The sequence below is a fragment of the Paenibacillus sp. MAHUQ-45 genome (assembly GCF_058133325.1).
This window is the reverse complement of sequence record NZ_JBYUPV010000007.1, coordinates 244383-264076: the sequence shown is the minus strand read 5'-3', so window position 1 is coordinate 264076 and position 19694 is coordinate 244383. Positions and strand designations below refer to the sequence as shown.

The following is a 19694-nucleotide window of genomic DNA, read 5'->3' as shown; positions in this document are numbered from 1 at the left end:
AACATTTTTCGCAACTTATCCATGTCAAAATCTTAAATTCAACCTATATAAGATGAACTTAAGATTCGAACGTTAGGCTCGATCGTCACTACGGTGGAATGTTTGGACTTCCGGTCGCTGTTGTCTATAAGTTTGTAATTTCAGGGATTCAACTATATAATAGTAAGTGACTTGATTGCTGAAAGATCATTTGGGAGGTTATAACGATGAGAATAGATATTTGGTCTGATTATGCATGTCCGTTCTGTTATATAGGCAAAAGAAGACTTGAGCACGCACTGAGCCAGTTTGCAGGCCGCGATAACGTTGAGGTGGTCTACCGCAGCTTTCAGCTCGATCCCCACGCTAAATCTGACGGCGATGTGACCATCCACGAGATGCTGGCTAAGAAATATGGCATGAGTCTGGACAAAGCTAAAGCCATGAATGCACAGCTGACGGAACAGGCTCAAGGCGTAGGATTGGATTTCCGTTTTGATACTATGGTGCATACGAACACGTTCGACGGCCATCGTTTGAGTCACTTTGCAGCCAAGCAAGGAAAAGCTGCCGAGATGACCGAACGTTTGCTGCGCGCCTACTTCACGGATTCACTGAATCTGGGTGATCGGAGTGTGCTTGTCAAGCTGGCTGGCGAAGTGGGACTGAATGAAGCAGACACTACGGCGATGCTGGCATCTGATGATTACAGCGCTGAAGTTCATGCGGATATCGAAGAGGGTGCCCGCTTGAATATTACCGGTGTGCCGTTCTTTGTCTTCAACAATAAGTATGCTGTATCGGGTGCGCAGCCTGGACCGGTATTCTCGGAGGTGCTGGACACCGTTTGGGCAGAAGAGCAGGAAGCTCCGGCGTTGCAGGTTGTAGGTCAGCCCAAAGGCGGAGGCCAAGCAGCTGGCGATGACGGCTGTGCAGACGGCTCCTGCAGTCTGTAATCTGGCGCTTGGAACATAGAAAGGCGGAGAGAAGGGAATCCCTTGCTCTCCGCCTTTTTGGCATATGAATATTATTGCGACAATTATCTGAATGAAGTAATAAAGCTTGAGAACAGGCTTCGCACATCGTATTGATACTGGGTGATCGGCTCAATCGAGCGATTGATGCCCAGCAGCGTGTACACGGCAATTCTGGCGGCTCTCACAGAGTATTCCTCCGTGAAAACAACATCATCCGGAATTTCGCAATACTGTCCAATAAAGGCCAGGTTCGTGGAGCCTTCAGGCACCACTTGCGGTCTGTCGCTGTGCAGTCTCGGCATGAATTGGGACGTGATATAAGGCATCATACATGGGATACAGTTGGCGGTGGCCATAATTTCTTCCCGATGTGCTTCAAAATGAAGATGACCGATTAACTCCTCCATAATCTCTTCCCCGGTACAATCGCACATTCTCTTCTTCACGAAGTCGCCGACCTTGTCCGGGAACAAGCCATAACCCCAGAATACCCGAACATGCTCCGGCTGGTTGCGGAAGTGCGGCTGGAAGGCCAGCACAACCGACATGAGCCAACTGGACTCCTTGAAGGTGACCAGAGCGCCGGTACCAGCACGGTTACGTGTAAATTTCTCCATAAGATCGAAGAACTTGGTGTCCTTGAAGGTGACGGTGAAGGATTCCCACTTCGAACCATCCACATGATCTGCGAAAGAAGAAGGGTTACCGAGCCCCGGTTTCTTGGCGGCGATATTTTCCCACAGCTTCCAGGAGCTGCCCTTGCCGTTCAGACTTGGCGCTTCGGTCATAGAGCCGAGGCTGGAGCCTTCGGTCATGGAACCGTTGGTGATGATGACGAGGTCGCCTTCTTTTACATCAATTACATCCGCCACCCCTTGGCGCAGCACATTCATGCGGGTTACGGTAATGCCGTCACCGTCCTTGAATTCCAGGTCAGTCACGGTACATTTCAGGGTAAAGTCGACACCGAAGCCCTCCAGATATTTATGCATTGGAAGAATAATAGAGTCGTATTGGTTATAAGGAGTACGGGTTACGCCCTCCAGCGTTTGAATTCTTGGGAACTCGTGGATGAAGCGGACCATGTACCGCTTGAATTCAACCGCGCTGTGCCATGGCTGGAAGGCGAAGGTGGTTGCCCACATGAACCAGAAATTTGTTGTGAAAAAATGAGGGCCGAACAGGTCGTTGATCCGCGCTTTGCCGAGCTTCTCCTCTGGTGTGATGATCAGCTTGCCCATTGCCAGACGGTCGGCCATGTCGAAGCCCATCGACAGAACATCTTCTACCTCGCCTCGGCTATTGACCAATCTGGCGTTGGAATGAGTCGGGTTGGCCGTGTCGAAGGCCATGATCTCATCCCGCACAGACAGGCCCGGCCGGTCGATGGAAGGAATCGATGTCAGCAGCTCCCACGTATTCTCATAGGTCTCATCGTTGAGCATCCGCCCGCCGCGAATGACATAGCCGTTCTCTTCATCGCCGGCCCCGTCGTTGCTGCCGCCCAGAATTTTCATTTCTTCAATGATATGAATGTTCTGTCCGGGAAAGTCACAGTCTCTGACCAGGTAGGATGCGCCGGCCAGGGACGCAATGCCTCCACCTACAAAATAGACCTGTTTATCACTGTATTCTTCTCTCACAACTATCGCCTCCAAAGGGTGCTGTAATCACACCCCTAATGTAATACAAGGCGGCAAGCGTGAGTATAATCAAAACCTTGGAAATGTCGGGATTTTGGTCACTTGAGGGAAAGTGTCTAGTTTTTAGACAGGATTCAGCTTAAAGCAGCCACCTATAGGGATTGAGGCGACTTGTTCCCGTACGTGTGCAGGGCCTTAACAAAGTTGCCCTCGAGCAGTTCGCTTAGCTTTTCTATAATCTGCTCGGGTGGCTCCTTCATGCCGTTCTTTATCCATTGGATGACTAGTCCGGTAAAAGCCAGTGTGTAAAAGTTAGCAATGAATTCTTTATCGGCACTACTCACTTCCAGCCCTTCGGACAACTCACGAATCACCCCCATGATCATGTCATGGGTCACTGAATAGAGATAGGCATCAAGATGATTTCGGCCCAGGGAATCCAGGGTGTTGCAGCAGAAGGCTTTGTTGCTCTCGATATAGCGGAATACTCTATAGAAACAGTCCGTCCACGTGTTATAGCTGCGATACTGGGCGATGCTTTCCAGCGCTTCAGTATTATAGATCCAGCCTAGCAACTCAAAAATATCCTGAAAGTGATAGTAGAAGGTCTGTCTGTTCAGACCACAATCATCTACAAGATGCTTGACGGTTATTTTATTCAGTGGAGTATGCTCCATTAGACCTTTCAGTGAGTGAGCCAGCGCATTTTTAGTAAGTATGGCATTGGACAAGAGACATCACCTCCACATTTGGTTGCAGCGTGTGAAACTAGGAATTCCGCCACCACTTTGTCAGCCGTACGAGGCCCTCTACCATCAACCCGCAAGCGAAGCCTCCCAGTGACAATACGGAAAAGGCAAGAAACCCCGCAAGATCCTGCCAGCCAGACATTTCCCTGTAGGTATAAGTGAACATCACGAGAAAGCCTGCGATAATTCCGACAGTTGCCATCACCCAGACCAGCCGGGCACCAAGCCATCCGAAAGTATGCAGAACAGCGGATATCGTAAGGGCTAACAGGGCAAACCGCAGCAGAAGTACAGCTTCAACAGGCCGTCCGAGCAGGACGAAGCGATTGAGGCAGAGCAGCAGCCACAGCAGCAGACTGTAGATTCCCATCCACCAAAACCAGCGTGACTCTTTGGCAGCAGGCAGGAATGACATCGTGACATCCTCCATTCGCTTAGGGTTTGGCTACAAAGTAGAAACTATAAGGCTCCAAGTGCCTCGGCACTTTGCAAGACATGCTTCAACAGCTCTGGAATATCCTCCATCTGTTCCTCGGTAATTTGCCGCTTGAACTGCAATTCAATGCAGTTGTGATAGCCTACCTCTTCCTGACCGTATATAAAAGACAAGGATTGCACTGGCTGCAGATCCGGCCCCCAAATGGTATTCAGTGCACTGACCACAGCGGGGCAGGTCGTAGAGGCGTCGCTGACTTGCATATAAAAGCGGAGCAGCAGATAGCAGCCGGGATTGCTTCCCGGTGTCTCCAGAATCTCATCACTTAGCTCTTTTATAGAGGAACGCAGGACGATCTCGGCAGTGATATTCCCTTTCCCGATGAGCTGGAAGGAAAGCGTGAATTCACGTGACATTAGCGCCAGATCCAGTAGATCGGATCGGTCTGTAACGATAAGGAGTCCATCCAGGTTGTCGTAGTCGTAAATTTGGTTCTCGATAGCGATTTTAATGTTATCAAAGACAGTAGGATGGAACATGAAGGGCACCTTCTTACTTTTATTTTTATTGTAACATGTCGCTAGACGCCGTTAAAAATGCATAAAACTTAGTTGACAAGTTGGAATTATGTGAATATTATAAGTGTCGCGGGATGTAATTTTTTTCCTTAAAATTGAATTAAATAAAAGTTAGATTTGGTAGAATCCCTAGATTCATAGAGTTCTATATTTTTATAACCAATAAAATTTATGAGAATAGTTTGTTTAATGATTGATTTTATTTTCGGAAGCAGAGTAGGTGTGTATATGCAATTAAATTGGGAGTTTATGACGGAGAGTTTGCCGCTGTATGGTGCCGCGATGTGGCTGACCCTCAAGCTGGCCTTCTGGGGCATTTTGTTCTCGCTGCTAATCGGGTTGGTCTTCAGCGTGATTTTATATTACAGGGTCAAGATCGTTAGTCCTGTGATTCATGCTTATGTGGAGCTTTCCCGGAATACGCCGCTGCTGGTGCAATTGTTCTTTCTGTACTATGGCTTGCCCAAGGTCGGCGTTCATCTAAGTGAGACGACTTGTGCCATTATCGGCCTGACTTTTCTCGGAGGAAGCTATATGACAGAAGCATTCCGTAGCGGGATCGAAGCCGTGGGGAGAACACAGATAGAATCCGGTCTAAGCATTGGGCTGTCCAAGGTTCAACTGGCACGATATGTGATCCTGCCGCAGGCGTTTGCGATCAGTATTCCGTCGCTGGGGGCCAATGTAATATTTCTGCTCAAAGAGACGTCCATTGTCGGAGCCATCGCTCTGATGGATCTGATGAATGTGGCGAAGGATCTCATCGGCATGTACTACAAGACGGCGGAGTCGTTGCTACTGTTAGTGCTGGCCTATCTGGTTATGGTGCTGCCATTATCGCTGGTCCTGAGCTGGGTGGAAAGGAAGGTTCGATATGCAGAATTCGGGGATTAACGTGTTGTTTGAAGGTTCCAATTTCGAGCGGCTATTAGGCGGTCTGTTGGTTACGATAGAAATTGCATTTATCTCGATTATTATCGGTGTAGTGCTTGGAACGATTATGGGTCTCTTGCGGACACTGAATTCCCGGCCTCTGAAGTTCATTTTGCGACTGTATCTGGAGGCGTTCAGAATCATTCCAATTCTGGTCTGGCTGTACGTGGTGCACTTCGGATTCTCTCCGCTGCTCGGTATTGATATAGACGGGGAAGTGACAGCCATTCTGGTATTTAGCCTGTGGGGGGCGGCAGAAATCGGTGACATTGTCCGGGGAGGGCTGGAATCCCTGCCGCGCCATCAACTGGAATCGGGGAAGGCACTCGGCCTTGGTACCCGGCAGTTATACCGCCATATTCTCATTCCGCAGGCCGTGCGGCGAATGCTGCCGGGGGCGATCAATTTGGCGACACGGATGGTTAAGACGACTTCGCTGGTTGTACTGATCGGGGTGATCGAAGTGGTGAAGATCGGGCAGCAGATTATAGAGCTGGGTGTAATTAAGGCGCCGACGGCATCCTTCTGGGTATACGGATTCATCTTCATTCTTTATTTTCTCGTCTGTTATCCGTTATCCAGATTGTCCAAGCTGGCAGAGCGGCGATGGCAAAATTAGATACTAGGAAGGACAGATCGCAATGACACAGTCGGGGGAAATTTTGCTGGAGATAGAGGGGCTAGAGAAGAGCTTTGATGATCGTAAAGTGCTGGAGGGGATCGACCTGCAAGTGGGCAAGGGAGAAGTCATCGTCATTCTCGGCCCCTCTGGCTGTGGGAAGAGTACCTTCCTGCGATGTCTTAACGGCCTGGAACCTGTCCAGGCCGGGAGAATTCATTATCGCAATCAGGATCTGGCGAAGCCTGATGTGGATTTTCGCGAGGTGCGGCAGCATATTGGCATGGTATTCCAGAATTACGAGCTGTTCCCGCATATGACGGTTATCGAGAACATTCTGCTCGGGCCGCTGAAGGTGCAGAAGCGCAGCAGAGACGAAGCACAGCGGCAGGCGGAGCAGCTGCTGGAGCGGGTAGGGCTGCTTGACCGGAAGGATGCCTACCCACGCCAGCTGTCGGGGGGACAAAAGCAGCGGATTGCCATTGTCCGGGCACTATGCATGAACCCAGAAATCATGTTGTTCGATGAGGTAACTGCCTCGCTTGACCCCGAAATGGTGAGAGAGGTGCTTGAGGTCATTTTGGGGCTTGCCAAGCAGGGAATGACGATGCTTATCGTCACCCATGAGATGGGCTTCGCAAGATCTGTAGGTGACCGAATTGTCTTTATGGATCAAGGCAAAATTTGCGAGATATCATCACCGGAACAGTTTTTCACTTCACCGTCGACAGAACGTGCCCAGCATTTTCTGGATATATTTCAGTACGACAAATTATAGACTCAAGGGAGATGAAGAGAGATGAGAAAAGGATTGAAGTTGTTAACGTCTGTCGTGTTGGCCAGTCTGTTATTGGTGGGTCTTGCGGCCTGCAGTAACGGCAATTCGGACAAGGACAGTGGCAGTACCGGCTCCTCCAAGTTTGCTTCGATTGAGCAATTGAAGAAGAATGGCAAGATCCGAATTGGTGTATTCGCGGATAAACCGCCATTTGGTTATGTGGATTCAGCGGGCAAGAACCAGGGGTTCGACGTCTACATTGCCAAGCGTTTTGCGAAAGACTTGCTAGGCGATGAATCCAAGGCTGAGTTCGTTCTCGTGGATGCAGCCAGCCGTGTAGCTTATTTGGAATCCAATAAAGTAGATATCATTATGGCGAACTTCACGGTTACTGATGAGCGGAAGGAAAAGGTCGATTTTGCTGACCCGTACATGAAGCTGTCCTTCGGAATTGTGTCGCCAGACAGTGCCCCGATTACTTCCATTGACCAGTTGAAGGAGAAGGGCAAGAAGCTGATTGTCGCTAAAGGCACAACGGCTGAGTCCTACTTCACCAAGGAATACCCGGATGTGGAGCTGCTGAAATTTGACCAATACACAGAAATTTTCGCTGCCCTCAAAGATGGACGCGGCGCGGCGATTGCTAACGACAATACCGAGCTAATCGCTTGGGCCAAGTCCAACCCTGGTTTTACGGTCAGCATTCCCGAGTTCGGTGGCCAAGACACCATTGCTCCGGCTGTTGCCAAGGGCAATAAGGAGCTGCTGGACTGGATCAACAACGAGCTGGGCACACTGGGCAAGGAAAAGTTCATTCATGAGGCGTATAACGAGACCTTGAAAGAGGTATACGGTGAAGGCTTCACCGACCAACTGGTTGTAGAAGGCGGGAAGGTGCAGTAAGTCTTGAACATAAAAAAAGTCTGTCCCTCAGCTATGTTGATAGCTTGATGGGACAGACTTTTTTATTATCTCGATTCAGGCGAGGTATATTTCAAGAACGCTTTAGGAATCGGGCTCTCGAAGGTCAGCAATTCTTCTGTCTTCGGATGAACAAAGGACAGAACGCGGGCATGCAGTCCGAGCCGGCCTACGGTTTTGGTCTCTGCTCCGTATTTTTTGTCGCCTGCAATAGGGTGGCCGATATCGGCCATGTGGACGCGGATCTGGTTCTTGCGCCCTGTCTCCAGCTGCACTTCCAGCAAGGAGAAGTGGCGATTGGACTGGATCAACTTGTAATGGGTAACGGCATGCAGGCCGTCGCCTTCATAAGGACTGGAATACATCTTGAGAGTGGCAGTTTCCTTCAGCCAGGAGCTGACGGTGCCTTCCGGCTTTTTAACGGCCCCTTCGACAAGCGCCACGTAGGAGCGTTCTTTCACAGTATCCTTCCACGTATTCTGCAGGGCCTGCTGAATACGTTCGCTTTTGGCAAACATCATAACCCCTGAGGTGTCGCGGTCCAGGCGATGTACCACAAAGATTCGATTCTTCGGATTGCTGCGACGTACATGCTCCATGAGCTGGCGGTAGGCCGTCAATTCATTTTCTTCTCCAGTAGCAATGGACAACAGTCCCGCATCCTTCTGGATCACGATGATATCATCATCCTCATGCACAATGGTGAGTCCGTTCAGAACTTCCGGCTGCACCGGTTTTTCAGTTTCGATCACAATACTATAGCCCGGTTGAAGTTGGAAATTATGCTGGGTTGTCGTCTTGCCATTAACCGATACCTGACCACGAGCGAGAATGGATTTGATCGCATTGCGTCCACGTCCGCTGACGTGACTGAGCAAAAAGGATAACAGTTCCACTGGCTCAGTTACCGTATAGGTTTTTGGTGCTGCTGGTGTCTTGGCCTTTGGATTTGGTCTGCTATTTGGCTTGCTATGGTTTCTGGTACCTGCTTTGGGTTGTGTTTTGTGTTGGGGTTTGGTTGTGCGGGCAGGCTTCGCATTTCTTGCAGAGGTCTCCCCGGGATTTCGTCTTGTGTTCATGATTGCATTCTCCGTCCTCTGATATTGTACTCTTCAATATACCATGGCCTCTGAAGAATTACTATTGTTGGAATCAGATATAGAACAGGGTCGATGTATTCCTACTAATTATAGTTTTTATATAAAGCTTGGCTCAAACCTATTCTTTTTATGTGTCTTTTCCAAAAGAAGAAAGAGAGCTGGAAATGTGGTCGGGCGGTTGCTCATTACTCTGCTGCCCGGTAAACTAAAGAGAGATAGATCTAAGGAGTTATGATAGATATGACTATGCAAGCACCTACTATGGAACAGGCGCAGGTTGAACTGCAAAAATATTACGGCTATCCCGATTTCCGGGAGGGTCAGAAGAAAATCGTTGGAAATCTGCTGGAAGGGCGCGACACACTCGGTATTATGCCTACCGGGGGCGGGAAGTCCATCTGTTATCAGGTGCCAGCTCTGTTAATGCCGGGTCTGACCCTGGTAATCTCGCCGCTCATCTCGCTGATGAAGGATCAGGTAGATGCACTCATCACGGCTGGTATTCCGGCTGCGTATATCAACAGCACGCTGAGCGGCAAGGAAGTTAATGAACGCATCCGTGCGGCCCGCCGGGGTGACTTGAAGCTGCTTTATGTCGCACCGGAGCGGCTGGAGCTGGACTGGTTTCGTCTGGAGATGGCAGGCTTGTCCATCTCTTGCGTAGCGGTGGACGAGGCGCACTGTGTCTCCCAGTGGGGGCATGACTTCCGCACCAGCTATCTTTCCGTGTCTCCGTTCGTAGATGAGCTACCGCAGCGGCCCATTCTGGCGGCGTTCACGGCGACGGCCACGCCGGAGGTAATGGAGGATATCGTCCGTCTGCTACGCTTACGCGAGCCGGGCGTCTTCATGACCGGACTTGGGCGTGACAATCTGGCGATGTCCGTATTGCGTGGTGAGAATAAGCGTGAGTTCGTACTGGATTATACGGCTTCGCATACACACCAGCCAGGCATTATTTATGCGGCGACCCGCAAGGATGTTGACGATCTGTATCAACGGCTGCTGAATACCGGGATTGCCGCTGGGCGCTATCATGCCGGGATGAATGACCAGGAACGGGCGGAGAGCCAGGAGGGCTTTCTCTATGACGACATCCGGGTGATGGTGGCGACGAATGCGTTTGGCATGGGGATCGACAAGTCCAATGTCCGTTATGTTATTCACTACAACATGCCGAAGAATATGGAGGCTTACGTTCAGGAAGCAGGCCGGGCCGGACGGGATGGGGAGCCGAGCCAGTGTATTTTACTGTTCAGCGCCCAGGATATCATGACCCAGAAATTCCTGATCGAGCAGAATCCGCAGGACCCTGAGCGCAAAGCCAATGAATACCGCAAGCTTCAACAGATGATCGAATACTGTTATTCCACCCGCTGTCTGCGCAGTGCGCAGCTGGATTATTTTGGCGAGGTGCATAAGGACAAGCCTTGTGGCATTTGCAGCTCATGTACGGATGAGCGTGAGCTAGTGGACATGACCGTGGATGCGCAGAAAATTTTCTCCTGCATTCACCGCATGCGTGAGCGTTTTGGGGTTGCCTTGGTGGCCTCTGTGCTGAAAGGTTCCCGTAACCAGAAGGTGCTGCAATACGGCTTCGAGTCGCTGCCAACCCATGGCGCGATGTCCGGACGGACGGAGAAGGAGATTACGGAGAGCATCAACGTGCTGATCTCGGAAGGATATCTGGCCCTGTCGGAGGGGCAGTATCCGGTAGTTAGACTGCAGCTTCCGGCTGCAGAAGTGCTGCGCGGTCAGCGTCAGGTGCTGCAGCGGGTGGCTCGGCCATCGCGGGCTGGATCACCTTCAAGCTCGCGGGAGCGCAGCCGGGTGCGCGACTTGTCGCCGTCGGCGGTTAACGAGACGGTGTTTGAGCAGCTTCGCCTGATCCGGCGGGAGCTGGCAGGCCGGGAGCATGTGCCGTCCTATATTATTTTCAATGATGCGACCCTGCGTGAGATGAGTGTGGTTTGTCCACAGACCGAAGCGGAAATGCTGAGGGTGAAGGGTGTCGGTGAAGTGAAATACCGCAAGTATGGTAAACCGTTCCTTGAGTTTTTCCAAAATGACTTGTAAAGAGGGCGTAGCGCATGAAGATCATCCTGGCTACATTAAACGCCAAGTACATTCACACCTCGCTAGCGATCCGCCTGCTTAAGGCGTACAGCGAGCATGAATTCAGTGATATTCATTTGGCGGAGTATACGATTAAAGACCCTGTAATGAATATAGTATCTGACCTGTTCCAGAGACGGCCGGATGTGATCGGCTTCTCCTGTTATATCTGGAATATCGAGGAGACGATCAAGGTGATCGGTATCCTCAAGAAAGTCATGCCTGAAGTGACGATTGTGCTTGGCGGGCCGGAAGTGTCCTATGAGCCGCTGTACTGGATGAAGCGTGAGCCGGGCGTTGATTTTGTGGTGAATGGAGACGGTGAAGAGACGTTCCATCATTTGCTCCAGGAGCTGCGGGATGACCGCAAGTTCCATTTTGTGTACGGTGCGGCTTATCGCAAGGGAGAGGAATTGATCGTCAATCCTCCCCGGCCGAAAAGTGATCTGAACACATTGCCCACGCCGCATCGTTTTGCCGATGATTTGCCAGATTTAAGCAAACGGATCGTATATTTTGAGACCAGCCGGGGCTGTCCTTTCAACTGCCAGTTCTGCCTGTCCAGTATTGAGGTCGGTGTCCGGTATTATGATATTGAGCGCGTGAAGTCTGACCTGCTCTACCTGATTGACAATGGAGCCAAGATCATCAAGTTCCTCGACCGGACTTTTAATATTAACCGCAATTATGCGATGGAAATGTTCCAGTTCCTGATTGATAATCACCGGGGTTGTGTGTTCCAATTCGAGATTACGGCGGATATTATGCGGCCGGAGGTACTGGATTTTCTGGCGGAAAATGCACCCCCGGGCATCTTCAGGTTCGAGATTGGTGTGCAGTCGACCAACGATGAGACGAATGAGTTGGTCAAACGCCGCCAGAACTTTGCGAAGCTGTCGCGTACGGTGATGAAGATCAAGGCCAGTGGCAATATCGACCAGCATCTTGATCTGATCGCCGGACTGCCGCAGGAGGATTACGCAACGTTCCGCAAGACCTTTAATGATGTGTTCGCGATGGAGCCGGAAGAATTGCAATTAGGCTTTTTGAAAATGCTGCGCGGCACCGGGCTGCGGTCGCAGGCAGCCAAATATGATTACACATATATGGAGCACGCTCCTTATGAAATTTTGAGCAGCCATGTGATGTCTTTTGGCGACATTATCCGCCTGAAACGGCTAGAGGATGTGCTGGAGAAATACTGGAACAGCCATCGGCTGGATCATTCCATTAAGTATTTGATTCGCCATGTGTTTCCTTCACCCTTTGACTTCTTTCAAGAATTCGGCGATTACTGGGAGGAGCAGGGCTGGCAGAAGATTGGCCATCAGCTGGAGGACCTGTTCATAAGGCTACATGATTTCTTGACTGAGCGAGGCACGAAGTCGATGGACATTATCACCGGACTCATGAAGCTCGACTACTTCCTTGGGCATAAGTACAAGCCGCGTAAAATCTGGTGGGAGCCTACGCTCGGTAAGTCGCAGTGGGCCTCCTGGTTGAAGGAGATTGCTGCGAATCCAGAAATTTTGTCCATGGAACTTGCAGGAGTAAGAACGGGGATTAATGAACGTGAGCTGCAAAAATATGCCGTGCTGGAGCTGCTGCCCTTCCCGCTTGAAGAAGTGCTGACATCCATCAGTGGCTTGCGGGCTGATGAAGGAACGACGGTTGGCGGGGAGCTCCAAGCCATAGGTGAACCCGATAACGGCGCTTTCCTTGCTGTTGCCGGGATCTCCGCTACAGCCCGAGCAGGAGTCGAAGCAGCTGTTCCGGGTGAGGAGGGTTTGTCCGCCCAGGCATCTGAGCAGGCGAACACCTCCACGCTTGTCGCTGATGTTCCGGCCGGAGGGAACACATTGCTCATCGTGCTGTACCAGCAGGATGAGAGTGGAAAGCCGAAGTATTACACCATGCCCTTGGTCTAGGGAAGAGGAAAGAAGGGCTTATTCGTGAATCAAGGAATTTCATTGGCTCTGTATGAGGATAAATACAAGCAAGCGTTGCTTCGTTTTTACCTTCCAGAAGAGCAAGGGCAGTTCACCGGTATGCCCAGAGATACACTGGCAACTGCTTTGGAGGATGGCGACAGAACGGCCGTTGTCATCCTGGAAGGAGAGCGGCCGGTCGGTTTTTTCATTCTTCATGGTGGTGAGGGGATTTCCGATTTCTATCCGAATCATTCCGGAGCACTGCTGCTTCGTGCTTTCCTGATTGATTATGCGCACCAGGGGAAGGGTTATGCCAAGTCGGCGCTGTTATTGCTGCCGCAGTTCGTTCAGCTGCATTTTCCAACGGTAAGGGAAGTGGTTCTTGCTGTGAATGAAAGGAACCTTCCGGCAGAACGCTTGTATTCCCAGGCGGGGTTTGTCGATCATGGGTTGCGTCGAATGGGGAAAAAAGGCCAGCAGAAAATTCTTCAGTATGATCTGCTGAGCAGTTCAACATCGAAAAATCCGGCTGAGGCGGCAGACTTAAGCCAAAGACTGATCGGAATTATCACCGGAAGCTCCGTGTTAATGAATTTATTTCACGGCGCTCAGGCACTGGAGCCTTACCCGTATTATATTGGTGCAGGCTGTCTTGTCCAAACGGTCTGGAACGAGCTAACCGGGAGACCGCTCCATTATGGGATTGAAGATATCGATATTGTCTACTACGACAACACTGATCTCAGTTACGAAAGCGAAGATGCAATGATTGTGAAAGCCAAGGCGTTGTTCGCAGACATCCCTATTCCTGTTGATCTGAAAAACCAGGCCCGTGTCCATCTTTGGTACCGCGATAAATTCGGAATAGAGCTCAAGCCTTATACTACATTGGAGGCGGCGCTTGATACATGGCCTACAACAGCAACCTGCTTGGGTGCAAGGCTGAATAGGGATGGCAGCTGGCAGATTTATGCCCCATACGGTCTGGAGGATTTGTTTACATTGACCGTTCGTCCGAACAAGGCGCTGATCAATGAAACGATCTACCTCAGCAAGGCACAGAAGTGGGCGGATAAATGGCCTGAGCTGCAAATTGTACCTTGGTAAATCGTTCTATTCCTCTCTAACACAAAGACACCTTCGGGCAGTTGCCTAAAGGTGTTTTCGTCGCTATATTAAGCAGAAATGGCTAGAGTGCTGCCGTTAACTATTTTTTAGCGACAGCCAGCATATGTGGACTCATTCCTAGTAAGCTTTCCTGCTCTTCTACCAGTGAGCATATTTTCAATAGTTCTGCTCTACTGTGTTCGTTCTTCCACTTCTCAGTAAATGTAGGCACGATCCACACTGGCCCTTCAACGGCTAGCATCTTAGTGTCCATGAAGCCTGCCTCTGCAAGTTCGCTATTTAATTCCTCCGGTAGATGGAAAAAGGCCCGGGAGATAAACGAAGGATAAGCCTCTGGTCGAATATGCTGGCCATTTGTCAGTTCCTGTTTAATCATTGCTGAAAAAATGGGATCTTCCAAATAGTCATTTTGCCCTCCGTATACAGATAATCCCCATAAGGTTGAACTAAAGCGGGAGATCGCAGAGACAATGATAATTCCGCCAGGTTTCAGGACCCTTTTGGCTTCATGTATCGCCGCCATTCTTTCTTTTCGTTCAGGTAAATGATAAAGCGGTCCCATCAGTAATACAAAGTCAGCACTGTTATCAGGGCGCGCAATGCTTCGGGCATCGGCAACCTCAATGGTATGAATAGGTACGATTTGCTTGGAGTCCTGAAGCGCTCGCGCGTATTCCACAGCTTTGGGTGCAAGCTCGAACATATGAACCTCATGACCCAATTCTGCTAGCCACCTGGAGTATACGCCTATACCTCCGCCGATATCGTAGATGACTTTTAGTAGTCGAGAATCTGCTTCGTACCATCCAAATCAGTCACGTGTATCAGCCTCCTTATTATGAGAAGTATTTTACAGCCCATGAAGTAAAGACAGCTGTGACAAATTTACTTTCTGAGCAACTTGTATTTATTATGATCTGTGTTGTGATTATGTAATAATATGGATTGTGCTATAATAGGAATGAAAAAGGAGCCGTGCGGCAAACACGGTTCCCAGCGTACAACCACTGCTTCATAGCAGTCGGCCGTTATCGCTTGTGTGTGGAATAGACCGTTACCTTGCCGGGGCGGTCTATTTCTTTTTTAGATAGGCGAGCAGTGATAGTATAAACATGCCAAAAGCGAACATTAATGTTAGGGCATCCTTGACCTCCATGGAGTGTCACCTCCTTAGTAAGGAGATAGACCGCCGCTATTGAAGCCAGTGTTTGTACAATAAAATAATATCATAATTATGAAGTTAAAAAATGGAGCATTAGTAGATTTATAGTGGAGTGCAAAAAGACAGGCTATTCCGTAATTCGGAATAACCTGTCTTTGTTTAATTTAGGATTGCAGCAATGATTTCCCCGTGGGGAGGTGATGAACCAGCCAATCCAGTACATCTGCGGTTACCTGATCGCGGTTTACTTCATTTAGCATTTCGTGTCGGCCTCCGGGATATAACCGACAGGCTACATCCTGAATCCCCTTGTTCCTATACAGCTCTGCCAGCTTCAGTACACCTGTGCCCTTCATGCCGACAGGGTCCAATTCTCCAGAGAACAGATACACTGGCTTGTCTGTGCACAAGGAGGCGAGTGACGTCTCGGAATGGATATCACGCAACAGCCGGAAGAAGTCGCGGAAAAAGCGGGTGGTACAGATGGCACCGCAAAAAGGGTCGGATACAAACCGGTCAACCTCGTCTGGATCACTGCTCAGCCAGTCAAATGGGGTTCTCATTGGCAAGAACCCGCGGTTGTAGCTGCCGAATACGATGCTGTTTAACAATATGCTGCGATGCAGTTCTCCTTGAAGACGGTACTGGATGTTCGCAAGGGATTCCCCAAGCCTAAGCATACTGCGTGGACCGTTGGTACCGCTGAGAATATACCCGGCATAAGTCGAGCTGCCCTCTTCGCACATCAGCTTTTGAGCCAGAAAGGAGCCCATGCTGTGTGCAAACAGAAAGATCGGCAGATTCTCATGCCTGGAGGTTGCAATCTCAGCGACCTGCAGCAGATTGCGCCGCATCCAGTAGAAGCCATCCTGGCCGGTATCGCCAAGCAGATTCACTTGGCCTGCCGTTTTGCCGTGACCCCGGTGATCATTGGCATAGACAGCATATCCCGCTGTCGTCAGCGCCTTCGCGAAGCGGGCATAACGGGCTGCCGTCTCGGACATCCCGTGCGAGATCTGCACGATGCCCCTGACCGTAGCGCCGGGTTCCGGCAACCATTCATAGACATGTATATCGACCCCGATGGGATCCGTCATTGTAAAACTATTTTCCAACATAGCCCATCCTCCTGAACAAGATTGCGGGCAAAGACACTGGATTTAGGAAGTCTTATGGCAAATAGGAGCGAAGCACTGTGGATTGGCCTTCGATTCCATAAGCCCCCAGATTGGCTGGCAACAGGTAGCATTCGCCTGCAGCGTAAGGCTGTGATCCGCCTTCCCAAGTCAGATGGCCGCTGCCTTCACAGATCACGAGGATCGTGAAGCTGTCCGGAGTGGTGGCGAGATTCCATTCGCCTTGTACAATCCCTTTTTCCACAATGAAATAAGGGGAGGCAGCAAGCTGCAGCCATTCTCCAGGGACTGCACTGTCAGTCTTCATGGAAGTGGCCCCCGCACCTTCGTAGGCCGTTACGTTAAGGGAATCCTCGATATGAAGCTCACGCGGCTTGCCGTCCAGACCTGGACGGTCGTAGTCGTAGATACGGTATGTAGTATCCGAGTTTTGCTGAATCTCGGCTACAACAACACCTGCACACAGGGCATGCACTGTTCCGGCCGGAATATAGAATGTATCGCCTGCCGATACAGAGACTTCTTGCAGCGTGTCCATGACTGTACCGTTCTCCATCGCCTGACGCAATGTTTCGCGGTCAACGCCTTCCTTCAATCCGTAGATGATTTTCGCATCTGGTTTGGCGTCAAGAACGTACCACATTTCTGTTTTGCCCAGTTCGCCCTTCGGCAATCCTTCGTAATCATCGGTAGGGTGTACCTGTACGGAGAGATTATCGTTACAATCCAGGAGTTTGATCAGGAGCGGAAATCTGCCGCCTGCTTCCGAAATCCCTTTGCTGCCGAACCATTCCCGTCCGAATTGCTCGCGGATTTGATCCAGTCCTTGTCCGGCAAGGTCTCCGTTGACCACGGAAGAAGTTCCGTTAGGGTGGTCAGCAATCATCCAGCCTTCGCCGATATGGCCTTCTGGCAGGTCCAGTCCGAATTTCTCCAGGGCACGTCCGCCCCAAACACGTTCTTGGAATTCTGGTTGAAATTTCAATGGATAAGGTTGAGTCATGATTACATCTTCCTCTCTGATAGTAAAATTTAGCTGCTGTTAGACCTTGCGGGTGGATGCAAAAAACTCAATTTTTTCATGATCTGGTCCATCAAAAAAGAAAAACCGGCTGCCACCCTCCAATTGACGGATGGCGGTCAGGCCCTCAAGACCAAGGCTTTCTATTCGCTGGTACTCACCCTCGATCTCGGAGACCGTAAAGGCAATATGACTGACCCGGCCTTCATCAGGCAGGCCCTCCCATAGAGACTCAATCAACTCCACCTCGACAGAGGCTTGTCCCGGAAAAGAGAGAAAGGCCAGCCGTAGACGGTCGCCCAGCTCACCGACCGTTTCGGCCAGTGTCAGGCCAATGACGTTGCGATAGAAATCAATCGAGGTCTCAAGAGAAGAGACCTTGATCCCAACATGCTCAATTTTGTGTACGGCCATGCGGTCTTCAGCTCCTTTTCTTCTCCAGCGCCAGGCAGTAAGGGGCAGATGCCCGCTGTAACTGGCGGTATACAATGCTTTGGGCGACGACAGGCGGGATGGCAGCGGCCCAAGACTCCACGGCAGCGGCTTCCAGGTCGCCGCCGTCATGCCCGGGATACAGCACCGCTGTGATGATCCCGCCGGGGCGAAGTAGCTCGAGCGCGGCTTCCAGAGCCGCAAGGGAGCTGTCGGGCTTGGTGATGATGGTCTTATCGGCATCTCCCGCAGGGAGATAGCCGAGATTGAACATCACCGCCGACACGGTTCCGGGCCAGTCTTCCGGAACCGCTTCAAGCATGTCGGCGTGGCTGCTCTGCAGCAGCGTTACCGGGGCCAGCGTCCCAGGTGACGCCTCGCCCGCCGCGCGGAGACGCTCTTCAGCCAGCGCGAGCGCCTCCGCCTGGATGTCGAAGCCGCGGACTTCGCCGCGCGGCCCGCAGAGCTTCGCCAGGAACAGGGTATCAGCCCCTGTTCCGACGGTGGCATCAATGGCGCGGCCACCAGAGGATAGCCGCTCGGTGGTCAGCTTCTGGGCGAAGCTAAGAACAGACCAGAAGCCCATTAGCGTTGCCTCCAGTACTTGCCTTGCCAGGAGTTCCGGGCAATCAGCTCATTATCGATGCCGTTGAGGACTTCCCATTTCTTGAGGCTCCACATTGGCCCAATGAGTAGATCGCGCGGGGCATCACCGGTCAGACGGTGCACAATCATCTCTGGTGGCAGAAGTTCCAGGGAGTCGACAATCAGCTTGATATATTCGTCCTGCTCCATAAAACGAAGCAGGCCGGCTTCATACTGCTTCACCATCGGCGTCTTGCGCATGAGGTGAAGCAGGTGGATCTTAATGCCCTGTACATCCATGTTGGCTACGGCCGAGACCGTCTCCAGCATCATTTCATGGGTTTCCTGTGGCAGCCCGTGAATGATGTGTGTACAGATTCGGATGTCGTGTTTGCGCAGCTTCTCGACAGCTTCCAGATAACAGGCTGTATCATGAGCACGGTTAATCAGCTCTGAGGTGGAGTCATGGATCGTCTGAAGGCCCATTTCCACCCAAAGGTAAGTACGCTTGTTCAGCTCTGCCAGATACTCGACTACATCATCTGGCAGGCAGTCCGGCCGGGTAGCGATGGACAGTCCTATAACACCTGGCTGCTGAAGAATAACTTCAAAATATTCTCTCAGTTCTTCTACTGGAGCGTAAGTATTAGTGTAAGCCTGGAAATAGCCGATGTATTTGGCATTCGGCCATTTGAGATGCTGCCGATCACGTACCTTATTGAACTGGGTGATGAGATCATCGCGGCGGCTGCCGGCAAAATCTCCGGAGCCTCGCGCGCTGCAGAAGGTGCAGCCGCCTTTGGCAATGGATCCGTCCCGGTTCGGACAAGTGAAACCGGCATCGAGCATGACTTTGAACACTTTTGTATTCATCTGCTCACGCATTTCGTAGTTCCAGGTATGAAAACGTTTATCTCCCCACAAAGGGGCGGAGGAGGTCTCTAATAGGTTAAACATGGGTTGCTCCTTTGAAATTCGGTTCATTCTCTGCTATACGGTTAGTATATCGACTTATAAAGAAGACGCAAGTAATTTTATCATGCGTCATGAGTCCAATCCATTGTACCAAAAATCACCGTCCAGCGTAACAAGAGGCACTGTAAAGATCGCTGAAATTTAGGCCGGAAAATAGAAAAATTGGCTTGTTAATACTTACACCTTATGTTATATTTGAAGTGTAAAAAGTCAGTAATATCAAGACATTTTCCTTGTATTGAATTCATACTTTCGTGTCGTCCGGTCCATACTAATAACCGTGAGGTGATATCGATGAATTCTCAAACGGCATATGCCGATGGCAAAGGTTCGATTGACGTTACATTAACCCCTGATGAGGCCCTTGCATTGACAGGTGTAGAATTTAACGGTAACCACAAGATTAAGACGGAAGCGCAGCGCAAGATTCGTAATGCGTTCGAGAAGACGCTCGATTTCAATTCCGGAGCAAAGTAAGCTGAGCACACCACCGGTG

21 protein-coding genes are annotated in these 19694 nt (G+C 50.6%); 9 read left to right on the top strand and 12 right to left on the bottom strand.

All coding sequences use genetic code 11. The features are described 5' to 3' along the window. Positions 1 to 206 precede the first annotated feature (206 nt). Entirely contained in the window at positions 207 to 935 is a 729-nt protein-coding gene (locus AC3Y23_RS17070) for a DsbA family oxidoreductase (protein ID WP_379201025.1), read from the top strand. An 83-nt stretch (positions 936 to 1018) separates the two neighbouring features. On the opposite strand, the gene AC3Y23_RS17065 is transcribed toward AC3Y23_RS17070, so the two are convergent. The 4 genes from AC3Y23_RS17065 to AC3Y23_RS17050 all read right to left on the bottom strand — a co-directional run bounded on the left by AC3Y23_RS17065 (position 1019) and on the right by AC3Y23_RS17050 (position 4323). Then, a complete protein-coding gene (locus AC3Y23_RS17065; protein ID WP_379201023.1) occupies positions 1019 to 2599 on the bottom strand; it encodes an oleate hydratase in 1581 nt (526 codons plus the stop codon). A gap of 152 nt (positions 2600 to 2751) precedes the next feature. Then, the gene (locus AC3Y23_RS17060; protein WP_379201021.1) at positions 2752 to 3330 is read right to left on the bottom strand and encodes a TetR-like C-terminal domain-containing protein; all 579 of its coding nucleotides are present in this window, start codon (positions 3328 to 3330) and stop codon (positions 2752 to 2754) included. 37 nt (positions 3331 to 3367) lie between these two features. Then, positions 3368 to 3763, bottom strand: coding sequence for a hypothetical protein (locus AC3Y23_RS17055; RefSeq protein ID WP_379201019.1), 396 nt, complete (start codon positions 3761 to 3763; stop codon positions 3368 to 3370). Positions 3764 to 3807: 44 nt separating this feature from the next. Beyond that, on the bottom strand, positions 3808 to 4323 hold the full coding sequence (locus AC3Y23_RS17050; protein ID WP_379201017.1) for a hypothetical protein: 516 nt from the start codon (positions 4321 to 4323) through the stop codon (positions 3808 to 3810). Positions 4324 to 4590: 267 nt separating this feature from the next. Between AC3Y23_RS17050 and AC3Y23_RS17045 the strand changes: the two genes are divergently transcribed. From AC3Y23_RS17045 to AC3Y23_RS17030, 4 genes are read left to right on the top strand one after another with little or no spacing between them, the layout of a single operon-like run. Further along, positions 4591 to 5256 carry an amino acid ABC transporter permease gene (locus tag AC3Y23_RS17045; protein WP_379201015.1) on the top strand — a complete coding sequence of 222 codons (666 nt, stop codon included), beginning with the start codon at positions 4591 to 4593 and terminating at the stop codon, positions 5254 to 5256. Then, positions 5237 to 5914 (top strand): amino acid ABC transporter permease, encoded by a 678-nt coding sequence (locus tag AC3Y23_RS17040; protein ID WP_379201013.1) that lies wholly within the window; start codon positions 5237 to 5239, stop codon positions 5912 to 5914. The genes AC3Y23_RS17045 and AC3Y23_RS17040 overlap by 20 nt, the downstream gene beginning before the upstream one ends. A gap of 22 nt (positions 5915 to 5936) precedes the next feature. After that, entirely contained in the window at positions 5937 to 6692 is a 756-nt protein-coding gene (locus tag AC3Y23_RS17035) for an amino acid ABC transporter ATP-binding protein (protein WP_379201011.1), read from the top strand. Positions 6693 to 6713: 21 nt separating this feature from the next. Beyond that, positions 6714 to 7595 (top strand): cysteine ABC transporter substrate-binding protein, encoded by an 882-nt coding sequence (locus tag AC3Y23_RS17030; RefSeq protein ID WP_379201008.1) that lies wholly within the window; start codon positions 6714 to 6716, stop codon positions 7593 to 7595. A gap of 65 nt (positions 7596 to 7660) precedes the next feature. Here the strand turns inward: AC3Y23_RS17030 and AC3Y23_RS17025 are convergent, their stop codons facing one another. After that, entirely contained in the window at positions 7661 to 8692 is a 1032-nt protein-coding gene (locus tag AC3Y23_RS17025; RefSeq protein ID WP_379201006.1) for an RluA family pseudouridine synthase, read from the bottom strand. A 261-nt stretch (positions 8693 to 8953) separates the two neighbouring features. Between AC3Y23_RS17025 and recQ the strand changes: the two genes are divergently transcribed. The 3 genes from recQ to AC3Y23_RS17010 are packed head-to-tail and all read left to right on the top strand — an operon-like array spanning position 8954 to position 13866. Then, positions 8954 to 10789 carry a DNA helicase RecQ gene (recQ, locus tag AC3Y23_RS17020; RefSeq protein WP_379201004.1) on the top strand — a complete coding sequence of 612 codons (1836 nt, stop codon included), beginning with the start codon at positions 8954 to 8956 and terminating at the stop codon, positions 10787 to 10789. 14 nt (positions 10790 to 10803) lie between these two features. Next, positions 10804 to 12756, top strand: a complete 1953-nt coding sequence (locus tag AC3Y23_RS17015; protein WP_379201002.1) for a B12-binding domain-containing radical SAM protein — start codon at positions 10804 to 10806, stop codon at positions 12754 to 12756. A gap of 24 nt (positions 12757 to 12780) precedes the next feature. Next, positions 12781 to 13866, top strand: a complete 1086-nt coding sequence (locus AC3Y23_RS17010; RefSeq protein ID WP_379201000.1) for a nucleotidyltransferase family protein — start codon at positions 12781 to 12783, stop codon at positions 13864 to 13866. Between the two features lie 100 nt (positions 13867 to 13966). Here AC3Y23_RS17010 and AC3Y23_RS17005 read toward each other — a convergent pair whose 3' ends face one another. The 7 genes from AC3Y23_RS17005 to mnmL all read right to left on the bottom strand — a co-directional run bounded on the left by AC3Y23_RS17005 (position 13967) and on the right by mnmL (position 19180). Continuing rightward, positions 13967 to 14659 (bottom strand): class I SAM-dependent methyltransferase, encoded by a 693-nt coding sequence (locus tag AC3Y23_RS17005; RefSeq protein ID WP_379201256.1) that lies wholly within the window; start codon positions 14657 to 14659, stop codon positions 13967 to 13969. 300 nt (positions 14660 to 14959) lie between these two features. Next, on the bottom strand, positions 14960 to 15043 hold the full coding sequence (locus AC3Y23_RS17000) for a putative holin-like toxin (RefSeq protein ID WP_379201254.1): 84 nt from the start codon (positions 15041 to 15043) through the stop codon (positions 14960 to 14962). A gap of 170 nt (positions 15044 to 15213) precedes the next feature. Beyond that, positions 15214 to 16167 (bottom strand): alpha/beta fold hydrolase, encoded by a 954-nt coding sequence (locus tag AC3Y23_RS16995; RefSeq protein WP_379200998.1) that lies wholly within the window; start codon positions 16165 to 16167, stop codon positions 15214 to 15216. A 52-nt stretch (positions 16168 to 16219) separates the two neighbouring features. After that, positions 16220 to 17188 carry a type I phosphomannose isomerase catalytic subunit gene (locus tag AC3Y23_RS16990; RefSeq protein WP_379200996.1) on the bottom strand — a complete coding sequence of 323 codons (969 nt, stop codon included), beginning with the start codon at positions 17186 to 17188 and terminating at the stop codon, positions 16220 to 16222. A gap of 39 nt (positions 17189 to 17227) precedes the next feature. After that, positions 17228 to 17620: a VOC family protein gene (locus tag AC3Y23_RS16985; RefSeq protein ID WP_379200994.1), complete on the bottom strand. Its 393-nt coding sequence runs from the start codon at positions 17618 to 17620 to the stop codon at positions 17228 to 17230. Positions 17621 to 17627: 7 nt separating this feature from the next. Then, on the bottom strand, positions 17628 to 18224 hold the full coding sequence (gene mnmM, locus AC3Y23_RS16980) for a tRNA 5-(aminomethyl)-2-thiouridylate-methyltransferase MnmM (RefSeq protein WP_379200992.1): 597 nt from the start codon (positions 18222 to 18224) through the stop codon (positions 17628 to 17630). Further along, positions 18224 to 19180: a tRNA modification radical SAM protein MnmL/YtqA gene (mnmL, locus tag AC3Y23_RS16975; RefSeq protein WP_379200990.1), complete on the bottom strand. Its 957-nt coding sequence runs from the start codon at positions 19178 to 19180 to the stop codon at positions 18224 to 18226. Before mnmL ends, mnmM begins: the two co-directional genes overlap by 1 nt. Before the next feature lie 312 nt (positions 19181 to 19492). On the opposite strand from mnmL, the gene AC3Y23_RS16970 reads away from it, so the two are divergent. Beyond that, positions 19493 to 19675, top strand: coding sequence for a hypothetical protein (locus AC3Y23_RS16970; protein WP_379200988.1), 183 nt, complete (start codon positions 19493 to 19495; stop codon positions 19673 to 19675). Positions 19676 to 19694 lie beyond the last annotated feature (19 nt).